This is a genomic window from Arthrobacter sp. P1_B4 (assembly GCF_056406555.1).
In genome coordinates, this window is record NZ_JBFTZW010000086.1 from 1 (window position 1) to 12,547 (window position 12,547).

At 66.8% G+C, this 12,547-nt stretch carries 12 protein-coding genes and 1 pseudogene; 1 reads left to right on the forward strand and 12 read right to left on the reverse strand.

Features of this window, described 5'->3' with window-relative positions:
- Positions 1 to 136: 136 nt before the first annotated feature.
- The 3 genes from nrdR to AC1D1W_RS17455 all read right to left on the reverse strand — a co-directional run bounded on the left by nrdR (position 137) and on the right by AC1D1W_RS17455 (position 2,704).
- A complete protein-coding gene (gene nrdR / locus AC1D1W_RS17445) occupies positions 137 to 640 on the reverse strand; it encodes a transcriptional regulator NrdR (RefSeq protein ID WP_028275865.1) in 504 nt (167 codons plus the stop codon).
- Positions 641 to 743: 103 nt separating this feature from the next.
- Positions 744 to 2,096: a histidinol dehydrogenase gene (hisD, locus tag AC1D1W_RS17450; RefSeq protein ID WP_279294130.1), complete on the reverse strand. Its 1,353-nt coding sequence runs from the start codon at positions 2,094 to 2,096 to the stop codon at positions 744 to 746.
- A gap of 29 nt (positions 2,097 to 2,125) precedes the next feature.
- A complete protein-coding gene (locus tag AC1D1W_RS17455; RefSeq protein ID WP_476944349.1) occupies positions 2,126 to 2,704 on the reverse strand; it encodes a hypothetical protein in 579 nt (192 codons plus the stop codon).
- A 195-nt stretch (positions 2,705 to 2,899) separates the two neighbouring features.
- On the opposite strand from AC1D1W_RS17455, the gene AC1D1W_RS17460 reads away from it, so the two are divergent.
- Entirely contained in the window at positions 2,900 to 3,358 is a 459-nt protein-coding gene (locus AC1D1W_RS17460) for a flavin reductase family protein (RefSeq protein ID WP_018772361.1), read from the forward strand.
- Positions 3,359 to 3,404: 46 nt separating this feature from the next.
- Here AC1D1W_RS17460 and dnaE read toward each other — a convergent pair whose 3' ends face one another.
- The 9 genes and pseudogenes from dnaE to AC1D1W_RS17505 all read right to left on the reverse strand — a co-directional run.
- The gene (dnaE, locus tag AC1D1W_RS17465; protein ID WP_476944350.1) at positions 3,405 to 6,962 is read right to left on the reverse strand and encodes a DNA polymerase III subunit alpha; all 3,558 of its coding nucleotides are present in this window, start codon (positions 6,960 to 6,962) and stop codon (positions 3,405 to 3,407) included.
- Between the two features lie 118 nt (positions 6,963 to 7,080).
- Entirely contained in the window at positions 7,081 to 8,049 is a 969-nt protein-coding gene (locus tag AC1D1W_RS17470; protein ID WP_476944352.1) for an RluA family pseudouridine synthase, read from the reverse strand.
- A gap of 25 nt (positions 8,050 to 8,074) precedes the next feature.
- The gene (lspA, locus tag AC1D1W_RS17475) at positions 8,075 to 8,653 is read right to left on the reverse strand and encodes a signal peptidase II (protein WP_223916639.1); all 579 of its coding nucleotides are present in this window, start codon (positions 8,651 to 8,653) and stop codon (positions 8,075 to 8,077) included.
- Between the two features lie 152 nt (positions 8,654 to 8,805).
- Positions 8,806 to 9,501 (reverse strand): DivIVA domain-containing protein, encoded by a 696-nt coding sequence (locus AC1D1W_RS17480; RefSeq protein ID WP_028275874.1) that lies wholly within the window; start codon positions 9,499 to 9,501, stop codon positions 8,806 to 8,808.
- A 166-nt stretch (positions 9,502 to 9,667) separates the two neighbouring features.
- On the reverse strand, positions 9,668 to 9,976 hold the full coding sequence (locus tag AC1D1W_RS17485) for a YggT family protein (RefSeq protein ID WP_243179519.1): 309 nt from the start codon (positions 9,974 to 9,976) through the stop codon (positions 9,668 to 9,670).
- A 136-nt stretch (positions 9,977 to 10,112) separates the two neighbouring features.
- On the reverse strand, positions 10,113 to 10,643 hold the full coding sequence (locus tag AC1D1W_RS17490) for a cell division protein SepF (RefSeq protein WP_230008814.1): 531 nt from the start codon (positions 10,641 to 10,643) through the stop codon (positions 10,113 to 10,115).
- 87 nt (positions 10,644 to 10,730) lie between these two features.
- Positions 10,731 to 11,537 carry a YggS family pyridoxal phosphate-dependent enzyme gene (locus AC1D1W_RS17495; RefSeq protein WP_476944351.1) on the reverse strand — a complete coding sequence of 269 codons (807 nt, stop codon included), beginning with the start codon at positions 11,535 to 11,537 and terminating at the stop codon, positions 10,731 to 10,733.
- Positions 11,530 to 12,297, reverse strand: coding sequence for a purine nucleoside phosphorylase YfiH/LACC1 family protein (locus AC1D1W_RS17500; RefSeq protein ID WP_243179521.1), 768 nt, complete (start codon positions 12,295 to 12,297; stop codon positions 11,530 to 11,532). The genes AC1D1W_RS17495 and AC1D1W_RS17500 overlap by 8 nt, the downstream gene beginning before the upstream one ends.
- A gap of 114 nt (positions 12,298 to 12,411) precedes the next feature.
- A pseudogene (locus tag AC1D1W_RS17505) lies at positions 12,412 to 12,547 on the reverse strand (cell division protein FtsZ); the annotation flags it as partial.

Consider the following 12,547-nt stretch of genomic DNA (forward strand, 5'->3'; position numbering starts at 1 on the left):
CCTCACCGCTCCACAAAGCTCAGTTTCTTTGTGGAGCGGTGAGGTGGAGCCGGTGGTGGCTGCGGCTTCCCCTCCGCTGCCACCACCGGAGTCTGTGGTGGATCCTGGGATGCAGTCGCCAGGACAATCAGGACATTTACGACGGCGCCTGCAGCGGCCGCTTGTCCGGGCTCTTGCCGTCCCTGCCCTTGGTCTCTGCCTCATGGCGAAGCAGGGAAATCGCCGATTCGAAGTCCTCCAGGGATTCGAAGGCCTGGTAGACGCTGGCGAACCGCAGGTAGGCGACCTCGTCGAGACGCTGCAGCGGCTCCAGGATCGCCAGCCCGACTTCGTGGGCCTCGATTTCGGCGGCGCCGGAGCCCCGGATCGCCTCCTCGACTTCCTGCGCCAGCAGGGCGAGGTCGTCTTCGGTGACCGGGCGGCCCTGGCAGGCCTTGCGCACGCCGTTGATGACCTTGCTGCGGCTGAACGGCTCGCCGACCCCGGAGCGCTTGATGACGGTCAGGCTTGTGGTTTCCACGGTGGTGAACCGGCGGCCGCATTCGGGGCACTGCCGGCGGCGCCGGATGGCGGAGCCGTCGTCGGCGATCCGGCTGTCCACGACCCGCGAATCAGGGTTCCGGCAGAACGGGCAATACATGTCGGTTCCTCCCCTGTCGCAATCCGCTGTGACCTCAGTTTACGACTAGATGTAGCTGAATAACAAGCCTGTAATTACTACATGTAGTGGTCTGGGTCCTGAACTACCGGGCGGCGAACCGCACCGTGACGGCCTCGCCGTGCGCCGGCAGGTCCTCCGCGCCGGAGAGGCTGACGATGTGGCCGCTGACCTGCTCCAACGCGGAGCGGGTGTAGTTGATGACCTGGATGGCGCGCAGGAACGTGGTCACGTTCAGTCCGGAGGAGAAGGCCGCGGTGCCGCTGGTGGGCAGCACGTGGTTGGAGCCGGCGCAATAGTCCCCCAGGCTCACGGGGCTGTAGTCCCCCACGAAGATCGCACCGGCGCTGCGGATCCGGCCGGCCACCCGGGCGGCGTCGGCGGTCATGATTTCAAGGTGTTCCGCGGCGTAAGCGTCGCAGGCGGCGATGCCCTGCTCCAGGTCCTCGACCAGCACCACCCCGGACTGCGGGCCCGAGAGTGCCTCGCGGACGCGGCTGGAGTGCTTGGTGGCAGCGGCCTGCCGCTCAAGCTCCACGCGGACCTCGGCGGCGAGGGCCTCGGAGTCGGTGAACAGCACCGATGCAGCCTTGGGGTCGTGCTCGGCCTGGCTGATAAGGTCCGCGGCCACGAGCGCCGGACTGGCGGTGGCGTCCGCGAGGATAGCGATCTCCGTGGTGCCGGCCTCGGAATCGATCCCGACAACGCCTTTGACCAGGCGCTTGGCGGTGGCCACGAAGATATTGCCCGGACCGGTGACGACATCCACGGGGTCGATCCCGGGGAGGTGGCCGCCGTCGGACGCGTCGGCCGGGATGCCGTAGGCGAAGGCCGCAATGGCCTGCGCCCCGCCGATCGCGTAGACCTCCTCGATGCCCAGCAGGCAGGCCGCAGCCAGGATCGTGGGGTGCGGGAGGCCGCCGAAGTTCTTTTGCGGCGGCGAAGCCAGGGCGATCGATTCGACGCCGGCGGCCAGGGCCGGGACCACGTTCATGATCACCGAGGACGGGTAGACGGCCAGGCCGCCGGGGACATAGAGCCCCACGCGCGCCACCGGCACCCAGTTCTGGCTGACGACGGCGCCCTCTCCGAGTTCGACGTCGATGTTCGCCGGGCGCTGGGCGTCGGCGAAGGCGCGGGCCCGCTTGATGGACTCCTCCAGGGCCGCGCGGACGGCGGGATCCAGGTTCTCGAGGGCTGCACGCAGCGCCTCGGCCGGGACGCGGGGATGCGTCTGCTCGACGCCGTCGAAAGCCAGTGCCAGCTCCCGCAGTGCGCCGAAGCCCCGCGCGCGGACGGCGGAGATGATATCCAGGACCTTGCCCTCGGCGTCGGCCATCGTCCCGGACTGTGCCCGGGGCACGGCGGCGCGGAGTCCGGCGAGAGACAGGTGCGCACCGCGCACGTCCACCGTGCGGAAGTTAAGGGCGGCGGTCATCGGGGTCACGGGGCTGTCAGGAGTTAGGCTCACCCGATCATTTTACGTGCCCCGCGGCGGCGGGGTTTGCCGCCGTTGCCCGGGAAGAGGCTGTTCAGGAAGATGGCCAGGGCGATCGCTGCCGGCCAGATGGCGAGGACCACATAGGAGCGCAGGGAGAAGGCGACGCTGGCGCTGGCCGAAGTATCCGCCGGCGCTCCCCACCATTGGGCGCTGAGCACACCGGTTCCCCACGCGATGAGCGCACCGGCAGCGCCGGCGAGGACCACGAGGACAACGGTGCCGGGGCCGGGCTGCTGGTGCTTGTTGCCGGCGACGAACGACCCGGCAATGCACCCTGTGAGCAGGCACAGCCCCGCCAGCACAAGGTCCCGGGGCAGCCAGGTGGCGGTGTTGGTGCCGGCGGCGAGATCCGGGTTTCCGGTCAGGAGATTCAGGCCCGACGGCGCCAGAAGCCACCAAAGCAGCCCCACCGGGATGCCGGCGGCCGCGATGACCGCGGCCTTCCGCCATGTCCCCCCGGACCCGGGCTGCCCCTCGGGACGCCGCCCGGGCTGTGCGGGTTCCCCGGCGTGGTGGACGGGGCCGTCTACTGCGGACTGTGTCATGCAACAAACCGTAACAAGGATTCCCCCGGCGCATGACGCCGGCCGGCAGCACATGACGGGAGACGTAAAGAAAATGCCGCACTCGATTCCCCTGCGCAATACGCTGGCAGAGTAGAAGTACGACACGCACGTGCAGCAGGGAGTTGGATCGCAGTGGCCACAGATGAAGGTAGTTTCGAGGGAACATTCAGGGAAATGTTCCGCCGGCACGCGGCGGGCGTGGCCATCATCACGGCCAACCACAACGGCGTCCCGTTCGGATTCACGGCGACCTCAGTGGCCTCTCTGTCCGCCAAGCCGCCGCGCTTTACGTTCAACATGGCCAGGACCTCCAGCTCGTGGCCGGCCGTGGCGAACACGACCTACATTGGCGTGCACATGCTCGGGCTGGAAAACCAGGAGCTCGCCGACCGTTTCGCCCGGGCCGGCAACCGGTTCGACGGCGACCACTGGGAGCTCGGACCCCACGAGGTGCCCGTGCTCAAGGGAGTCAGCGGCTGGCTGATCGGCAAGGTCCAGATGCGGCTCTCCTTCGAGAACAACGCGGTCGTGGTGGTCGAGGTGGTGGAGGGCCAGGTCGGCGACGACGGTGTTCCCCTGCTCTACCACTCCGGTGCCTACAGCCAGCCCGTTCCGCTCGACTACGAGATCTAGCCTCCGGCCGGCCGGCCGTTCCAGTGCCCGGGGCTGGTGGTCCGTCCTAGTTATCCAGGCACGTCGGGCCAAGCAGCACCTTCAAGTCGCCGAACAGTGACGGGCTCGGGTTGACGCGCAGGTGCACCGGCAGGCCCATGACCTCCACCCGGGTGTCGCCCTGCAGGTGCAGGCGGACCTCCGAATTTCCGCGGTGCGTGCGCAGCACGTCGCCCAGCTCAGTGACCACGGCCTCGGTGGCCTTGTGCGTGGCCATGGTGATCACCACTGGCCCGTTCTGGCTGTCGCTGAGGTCCGGCACGGAGAGTTCCATGCAGTTCAAGGTGACGGCGCCGTCGTCGCGCCGCTGCAGCCGGCCCTTGACCACCACGATCAGGTCCTCCGCGAGCACCGAGGCGATGGGGCCGTAAACCTGGCCGAAGAACATGACCTCCATGGAACCGGCGAGGTCCTCGATTTCGGCCCGGGCATAGGCGTTGCCGCTTGCCTTGGCGATCCGTCGGCTGAGCGAGGTGATCATGCCGGCGATGGTCACGATCGAGCCGTCCGGCGGGCCGTCTTCGGCGATGATCGAGGTGATCGACCTGTCGGCGTGCTGGCTCAGGAGCCCTTCCAGTCCCTGCAGCGGGTGGTCGGAGACGTAAAGGCCGAGCATGTCGCGCTCGAACGCCAGTTTGTCCTTCTTCTCCCATTCCGGCAGGTCCGGGATCTCGGTGCTGAGCGAGGCCTCGGGCTCCTGGTCCTCAAAGCCGGCGAAGAGGTCGAACTGGCCGATCGCCTCGTTGCGCTTGAGGGTGATGACGGAGTCGATCGCTTCTTCATGGATCATGGCCAGGGCCCGCCGGGGGTGGCCGAGCGAGTCGAAGGCACCGGCCTTGATCAGGGATTCGATGGTGCGCTTGTTGCAGACCACTGCCGGGACCTTCAGGAGGTAGTCCTTGAAGGAGGTGTAGGCGCCTTCTTTTTCGCGCGCCGCCACCATGGCTTCGACGGCGTTCACGCCGACGTTGCGGATGGCGCCCATGCCGAAGCGGATGTCGGTGCCCACCGGGGTGAAGTTGAGGGCTGACTCGTTGACGTCGGGCGGCAGCACCGTGATGCCCATACGCCGGCATTCGTTGAGGTAGATCGCCGACTTGTCCTTGTCATCGCCCACCGAGGTCAGCAGGGCAGCCATGTACTCCGGCGCGTAGTGCGCCTTCAGGTACGCGGTCCAGTAGGAGATCACGCCGTAGGCGGCCGAGTGCGCCTTGTTGAAGGCGTAGTCGGAGAACGGCAGCAGGATGTCCCAGAGGGTCTTGACCGCGGCCATGGAATAGCCGTTGTCCTGCATGCCCTGGGAGAAGCCGGCGAACTGCTTGTCCAGCTCGGATTTCTTCTTCTTGCCCATGGCGCGGCGCAGGATATCGGCCTGGCCCAGGGTGTAGCCGGCGAGCTTCTGCGCCACGGCCATGACCTGCTCCTGGTACACGATCAGCCCGTAGGTCCCGCCGAGGATTTCGGACAGCGGTTCCTCGAGCTCCGGGTGGATCGGGATGACTTCCTGGATCTTGTTCTTGCGCAGCGCGTAGTCGGTGTGCGCGTTGGCACCCATGGGTCCGGGCCGGTAGAGGGCCAGTACGGCGGAGATGTCTTCGAAGTTGTCAGGCTTCATCAGCTTGAGCAGGGACCGCATGGGGCCGCCGTCGAGCTGGAAGACGCCCAGCGTGTCTCCGCGGGCCAGCAGCTCGTAGGACGCCACGTCATCGAGCTCAAGGGTTTCAAGGTCGAGGTCGATGCCGCGGTTCATTTTGATGTTTTCCAGGGCATCGGAAATGATCGTCAGGTTTCGCAGCCCGAGGAAGTCCATCTTGATCAGGCCGAGGCCCTCGGACGTCGGGTAGTCGAACTGGGTGATGACCTGGCCGTCCTGGAAGCGGCGCATGATCGGGATCACGTCGATGATGGGGTCCGAGGACATGATGACGCCGGCGGCGTGCACGCCCCATTGCCGCTTCAGGCCCTCGATGCCCAGCGCCGTCTCGAAGACCTTGGCGGCCTCCGGGTCAGTGCTGATGAGCTGGCGGAAGTCGCCGGCCTCGCTGTAGCGCTTGGACTGGGGGTTCTGAATGTCGGCCAGCGGGATGTCCTTGGCCATGACCGCCGGCGGCAGCGCCTTGGTCAGCTGCTCGCCCATGCTGAACGGGTAGCCCAGCACACGGGAAGAGTCCTTGAGGGCCTGCTTGGTCTTGATGGTGCCGTAGGTGACGATCATCGCCACGCGCTCGTCGCCATATTTGCGCGTGACGTAGTCGATCACTTCGGAGCGGCRCCGGTCATCGAAGTCGACGTCGAAGTCAGGCATGGAGACGCGGTCCGGGTTGAGGAAGCGCTCGAAGATCAGGCCGTGGTGCAGCGGGTCCAGGTCGGTGATGCGCATGGCGTAGGCCACCATGGAGCCGGCACCGGAGCCACGCCCGGGACCGACCCGGATGCCGTTGTTCTTGGCCCAGTTGATGAAGTCGGCGACGACGAGGAAGTAGCCCGGGAAGCCCATCGAGGTGATGACTTCGAGTTCATAGTCCGCCTGCTTGCGGACCTTGTCCGGGATGCCCTGGGGATAGCGGTAGCGGAGTCCCTTGTCGACCTCCTTGACAAGCCAGGACGTTTCGTCCTCCCCCTCCGGGCAGGGGAACCGGGGCATGTAGTTGGCGCCGGTGTTGAAGGAAACTTCGCAGCGTTCGGCGATCAGGAGCGTGTTGTCGCACGCCTCGGGGTGGTCGCGGAACAGTTCGCGCATTTCCTGCGGTGACTTCAGGTAGTAGCCGCTGCCGGAGAAGGCGAAGCGCGAGCCGCCGTTGTCGTAGGTCGGCTCCAGGAGGGTGGAACCGGACTGGATGGCCAGGAGGGCCTCATGCGCCTTGGCGTCGTGCTCGTGCGTGTAGTGCAGGTCGTTGGTGGCCACCAGCGGCAGATTCAGGTCTTTGGCCAGGCGCAGCAGGTCACCGGTGACGCGCCGCTCGATGTCCAGGCCGTGGTCCATGAGCTCACAGAAGTAGTTCTCGGCCCCGAAGATGTCGCGGAACTCCGCCGCGGCCTCCACGGCTTCGCGGTACTGGCCGAGCCGCAGCCGGGTCTGGACCTCGCCGGACGGGCACCCGGTGGTGGCGATGAGCCCTTCCGAGTAGGTGTTCAGCAGCTCGCGGTCCAGCCGGGGCCATTTGCCGAAGACCGAGTCCAGCGAGGCGATCGAGGAGGCCCGGAAAAGGTTCCGCATGCCCACGTTGTTGTAGCTGAGGAGGGTCATGTGCGTGTACGAGCCGCCGCCGGAAATGTCGTCCTTGCGCTGGTGCTCCTCGCCCCAGCGCACACGGGTCTTGTCCGTGCGGGCGGTCCCGGGAGTCACATAGGCTTCGACGCCGATGATGGGCCTGATGCCCTGGTCTGTTGCGCGCTTCCAGAAGTCGAAGGCGCCGAACAGGTAGCCGTGGTCGGTCGTGGCGAGGGCCGGCATGCCGAGCCGTTCGGTTTCGTCGAACAGCTCACCGAGCCGGGCGGCACCGTCCAGCATCGAGTACTCGGTGTGGTTGTGGAGATGGACAAACGAGTCGTTGCTGGAAGTCACCGCACCATTCTAGTGCCGTGCCACGACGGCGGCGTGCAGCCACGGCGGTCGGGACGGAACGGCGGCAACGGGCGGCCCGCCAGAACCCCGTGGATTCAGGCGGCCCGTGCCGTGCGGCTCAGGCGTTTCCGGACTCCAGGACCGTCAGCGCGTACTGCAGGTCCTGCGGGTACTCGCTGGCGACGGTCACCCGCTCCCCGGTCCGCGGGTGGTCGAAGGACAGTTCCCGGGCGTGCAGCCACTGCCGGGTCAGCCCGAGGGTGGCAGCCAGCCGCGGGTCCGCACCGTAGGTGAGGTCACCGGCGCAGGGGTGGCGCAGGGCCGAGAAATGCACGCGGATCTGGTGGGTGCGGCCCGTCTCGAGGTGTACCTCCACAAGTGAGGCTTTCCCGAAAGCTTCCAGGACCTCATAGTGCGTCACCGAATCACGGCCGTCCTCTGTCACGGCGAACCGCCAGTCATGGCCCGGGTGCCGGCCGATGGGCGCGTCGATGGTGCCCGCCAGCGGATCGGGAAGGCCCTGGACGACGGCGTGGTAGACCTTGTCCACGGTGCGCTCCTTGAAGGCGCGCTTGAGCACGGTGTAGGCATTTTCGGTCTTGGCCACCACCATGACACCGGAAGTGCCGACGTCGAGCCGGTGGACGATGCCGGCGCGCTCCGGGGCGCCCGACGTCGAAATCCGGTAGCCGAGCCCGGCGAGGCCACCCACCACCGTGGGCCCCACCCAGCCGGGCGAGGGGTGCGCGGCCACACCGACCGGTTTGTCGATGACCACAAATTCGTCATCGTCCAGCAGGATCAACAGGTCGTCCACTACTTCCTCCACGATTTCCAGGGGGTCCCTGCGGTCCGGCACCACGACCGCGAGCACGGTGCCCAGGGTGAGTTTGAGGGACTTCCCGACCTTCCCTGCGTTGCTGGTGACGTTGCCTTCGGCGATCAGGACGGCAGCCTGGGAGCGGGAGATGTCCATCAGCCTGGCCAATCCGGCGTCCACGCGGGAACCGGCGAGGTCCTCCGTGACGGTGAAGCGGTGGTGCCCGGCGGGTGCGGTGCCGGCTTCGCTGGCCATGTCGGCCGCCATGTCAGCGGCGTTTCCTGAGGCAGTCTCAGACATCGTTAGCCACCGTATCCTTCGTGTGGCGTGAGCCGTCCAGGGAGATTCCGCGGAGCGTGAGCAGGCAGATGATCACGACGGCGGAGACGACGGCGGAGTCGGCGATGTTGAAGATCGCGAAGTTTGGCAGCTGGATGAAGTCCACCACATGGCCCATCGCGAAGGACGGCTCGCGAAACAGCCGGTCCGTCAGGTTGCCGAGTGCGCCGCCGAGCAGCAGCCCCAGCGCCAGGGCCCACCAGAGCGAGCCGAGCTTGCGCAGCTGCAGCAGGATCGCGACAGACACGGCCGCCATGATGATCGTGAACACCCAGGTGACGTTCTCGCCGATCGAGAACGCCGCCCCCGAGTTGCGGATGTAGAACCAGTGCAGCAGCGGGGGAAGCACGGGGATCCGCTCACCCTCGGTCATGGTAGTCGTGACCCAGAGCTTGGTGAGCTGGTCGAACACGTAAGCGAAGACCGCGAAGGCAGCGAACAGGACAAACAGCTTTGCCCGCCGCGGACGGGCGCGCACGGGCTGTGCCGCCTCGACGGGCTGCATGGCGTCTGGTGATGGTGCGTCAGTCATAGGGCTTTCGATCGGGAGCCAGTGCGGGGACCGGGTTCAGGTACCGGCAAGCGCCGGGCACCTGGGCCGGTGCCGGCACGTTGCGGGAAAAGGGAAAAGCCGGCGGCCGAGGAATCCTCAGCCACCGGCTTTCAGAATACTTGCTTTTTGCCCTAGCTGGCTTCGCCAACCTCGGGGGCCGCGACGGAGCCGCGGGCGTCCAGGTCGCGGAGCTGGCCTTCGATGTAGGCCTTCAGGCGTGAGCGGTAGTCGCGCTCGAAGCCGCGAAGCTGCTCGACCTTGCGTTCCAGGACGGAGCGCTGCTGCTCGAGGGCACCGAGGATCTTGCGGGACTTTTCCTGCGCATCGTTGACGAGGCTGCTGGCCTCGATCTGGGCTTCAGCGATGATCTTGTCCCGCTGCTGCTCGCCGTCGGCGACGTGCTTGTCGTGCATCTGCTGCGCCATGGCGAGCAGGCCGGCGGCGGACTCCGACGCCGGGGTGGCGGCGCTGCGTGCCGGCTCGACAACCTGGGCGGCCTTGGCAGCCTGCTCGGCTTCCTTCTTCTTGGCGGCTTCTGCGGCCGCCTTTGCCTTGGCCTCGGCCTCGGCCTTGGCGGTGTCTTCCTTCTCGGCCTTGACGGGTGCCGGGACCTTTTCCACCACGGGTGCGGCGGCTGCGGAGCTGGCAGGCGTGCCGGCGCCGGATTCGGCGAGCTTCTTGCGCAGCTCGTCGTTCTCCTGGTTCAGGCGCCGAAGTTCGACGACGATCTCGTCCAGGAAGTCGTCAACCTCGTCCTGGTCGTAGCCTTCGCGGAACTTGGTCGGCTGAAAGCGCTTGTTGACAACGTCTTCTGGCGTCAAAGCCATCTGGTCACCTCGTTGGTCTAGTTAGTCAGTAGGCCTTCCGGCCGTCAAAACTACGGTACCTAAATATGGTCTGGTTCCTCTAATTCAACACCGCAGTGTCAAACCGGAGATTTCTTTCGGTTTGGGCCTGGGCCCGGGCAGGTCGCTGCCCGGCTGCGGCTGCGGCCTATGCTGCGATCGGCTGGGCGTACACCAGGCCCTTGACGACCCACATCGCCACGCTCACGGCCACGAACAGCAGCAGGAAGCCGATGTCCAGCGACATTCCGCCCAGCCGCAGCGGCGGGATGAGCCGGCGGAGCAGCTTGAGGGGCTTGTCCGTGACCGAATACACAGCATGGGCTGTCACGAGTGCCAAACCGCGCGGCCGCCAGCTTCGGGCAAACATCTGCACCCAGTCGTAGACCAGGCGGATGATCAATGCCACGAAAAAAAGCAACAGAACGATATAGACGAGCCCCAAAACAATTCCCATGAGCTAACTCATATCTCCATGTTCATTCCGGATACCGAAGTGTCCTAAGGAAAGTGTCACTTCTATTTCAACACGGATAATTCCGCACGGATGCCAGGCAGGTGTCCCGCCTGGCATCAGTACCGAATATTCGGGCCTAGCTCTGGTTGAAGAAACTTGCCTGCGTCTCGCTGACCTTCTTGTCATCGCCGATGACTTCGACGTACGACGGCGAGAGCAGGAAGACCTTGTTCGTCACCCGTTCGATGCTGCCGCGGAGGCCGAAAACAAGACCGGCGGAGAAGTCCACGAGGCGCTTGGCGTCAGCCTCGCCCATGTCGGTGACGTTCATGATGACGGGAATKCCGTCGCGGAAGCTTTCGCCGATGAGCTTGGCGTCGTTGTACGACCGCGGATGGATGGTCGTGATTTGCCGGAGTCCGGTGGTCTCTTCGCGGCTCGATGCCGCTCGCTTGATGGGTGTCACAGGTGCGCGATATTCCTCTTCAGCGGCGTGAGGCTCTTCCCGGGGGACCTCGCGGACGGGCGCCGGAGCACGTCGTTCCTCGCGGTCCTGCTCCATGGATTCGTCCTCATCCTTGTGCGGTGTGGGGTGCTCAGACTCGTAGTGTTCGTCGCCGTCGGCGAGCCCAAGATAGATCATTGTCTTGCGCAGAGCGCCAGCCATGGTCGACTCCTAATCTTGTCCGTAAGCGGGCCGCTTAGTGACTAGACAGCCTTGGAATCCCCGCCATTACCTTCCAATATGTCGAACTTACCGCAGGGCCGGACGCGGACCGAGAATATCGGAGCCAATGCGCAGGTGTGTCGCCCCGAAGCGGACGGCCTCTTCGAGGTCCTGGCTCATGCCGGCGGATATCCCCGTGGCGTACGGAAATTGTTCGGCCAGCCGCCCGGAAATGTCCGCCAGCTTTTCGAAGGCAGCCGCCGGGTCCGCCCCGAGCGGGGCAACGGCCATGACGCCGGCGAGCCTCAGCCCACCGGCACCGGCGACCTGTTCGGCCAGCGCGGGGACTTCGCCGGGCGCCGCGCCGCCGCGGTGCGCCCCTTCGTCCTCAGCCAGGCTGACCTGGATGAAACAGTCCAGGGGCGGGCGGCCGGCGCGGTCGGCTTCGACGGCCATCGCCTTGGCCAGGGCCGAGGCCACGGCTTCCCGGTCCACGGAGTGCACGGCTGCGGCGTACTTCACCACGGATTTGGCCTTCTTGCTTTGGAGCTGGCCAATGAAGTGCCAGCTCAGGCCAAGGTCCTGAAGCTGCGCCGCCTTGTCCGCGGCCTCCTGGTCCCGGTTCTCCCCGACATCGGTGACCCCCAGCGACGCCAGCCGCCGGACGTCCAGCGCAGGATGGAACTTGGTGACGACGATCAGGCGCGGCGGCGCCGCCTGCCGGCCCGCGGCGGCCACGGCAGCGTCGATCCGGCGGCGGACGGCCGCGAGGTTCGCCTCCAGCTGGGCCAGGCGGGGGCCTTCCAGCGCGTCCGTTCGGCCCTCATGGCTCTCCCCCGGCGCCGTGACGGGCTGGACGGCGTGTACTTCCGGGCGCTGCGCCGGTTCAGTCATGGCCATGCTCCCTTTTCCCGTCAGCCCCGTCAGTCCCGTGGGTGCCGTCCGACCAAGCCAGCCCGGCGAAGCGGCCGGTGTGGCTGTTGCGGCGGTAGGAGAAGAGGGTGTCGTCCTCGAGGGTGCATCCCCCGGAGTATTCGATCGCGACGCCCGCAGCTTCCAGCTGGCTCCGCACTCCGGCCGGCAGGTCCAGGCCAGGGGTGCCGGTAGAGGTGGTGCACCAGGTGGCAGGTACGGCCGCGGCAACGTCCGCGCGAAGGCTGCCGGGGACCTCATAGCAGCGCCCGCAGACCGAGGGGCCCACCCAGGCGCTGATGTGGTCCGCACCGAGCTCCCGGAGGCGGGCCACGGCCGCTGGCACCACCCCGGCGGCGACGCCTGGCCGCCCGGCGTGGACGACGCCCAGTACCGGCGCCCCGGCCGGATCCTCGCCGACCAGCACCACCGGCACGCAGTCGGCCACCAGGACGGCCAGCGGCTCGGTCAGGGAGACCATGGCATCGGCCGTGGGCGCGGCCGGACCTTCGCCCGCGGAGTCCGCGGCCGTGGACCCAACGATGGTGGCGACGTCACTGCCGTGGACCTGGTTTATGTACCGGAAAGAGCGCCCGCCGAGCCCGGCGGCCGCTTCGAGCTCCGCGCGTCGGCGGCGGACCGCCGCGGGGTCATCACCGACATGCAGTGCCAGGTTCCCGGCTCCGGCATCGGTGAAAGCCACCCATACGCCCGGCCGGACTTCAGCCCGCCAGCAAAACAATCACAACACCGCCATCAACATGTCCGGAATACCTGCGTTCATAGAATCCACCGTAACCCGCCGCAAAGCAGCATGGCACCGCCGGACGGCGGTGCCATGCTGGAGCGGAACTGTTTACTTGAGGAAGTCCGGGACATCAAGGTCATCGGAGTGCCGGCCGGACAGGTCCGGCTCCACGACGGCCGGAAGGTCGACGTCGAAGCCCGAATCGGCCGGTACGGCAGAGGGGCGCTGCTGGCCCCAGCCGCCG

Excerpts from the sequence above, each read along its gene's own strand:
- nrdR (WP_028275865.1), bottom strand. The coding sequence starts at position 640 with ATGTATTGCCCGTTCTGCCGGAACCCTGATTCGCGGGTCGTGGACAGC.
- hisD (WP_279294130.1), bottom strand. The coding sequence starts at position 2,096 with ATGACCGCCGCCCTTAACTTCCGCACGGTGGACGTGCGCGGTGCGCAC.
- AC1D1W_RS17455 (WP_476944349.1), bottom strand. The coding sequence starts at position 2,704 with ATGACACAGTCCGCAGTAGACGGCCCCGTCCACCACGCCGGGGAACCC.
- AC1D1W_RS17460 (WP_018772361.1), top strand. The coding sequence starts at position 2,900 with ATGTTCCGCCGGCACGCGGCGGGCGTGGCCATCATCACGGCCAACCAC.
- AC1D1W_RS17470 (WP_476944352.1), bottom strand. The coding sequence starts at position 8,049 with ATGGCGGCCGACATGGCCAGCGAAGCCGGCACCGCACCCGCCGGGCAC.
- lspA (WP_223916639.1), bottom strand. The coding sequence starts at position 8,653 with ATGACTGACGCACCATCACCAGACGCCATGCAGCCCGTCGAGGCGGCA.
- AC1D1W_RS17480 (WP_028275874.1), bottom strand. The coding sequence starts at position 9,501 with ATGGCTTTGACGCCAGAAGACGTTGTCAACAAGCGCTTTCAGCCGACC.
- AC1D1W_RS17485 (WP_243179519.1), bottom strand. The coding sequence starts at position 9,976 with ATGGGAATTGTTTTGGGGCTCGTCTATATCGTTCTGTTGCTTTTTTTC.
- AC1D1W_RS17495 (WP_476944351.1), bottom strand. The coding sequence starts at position 11,537 with ATGACTGAACCGGCGCAGCGCCCGGAAGTACACGCCGTCCAGCCCGTC.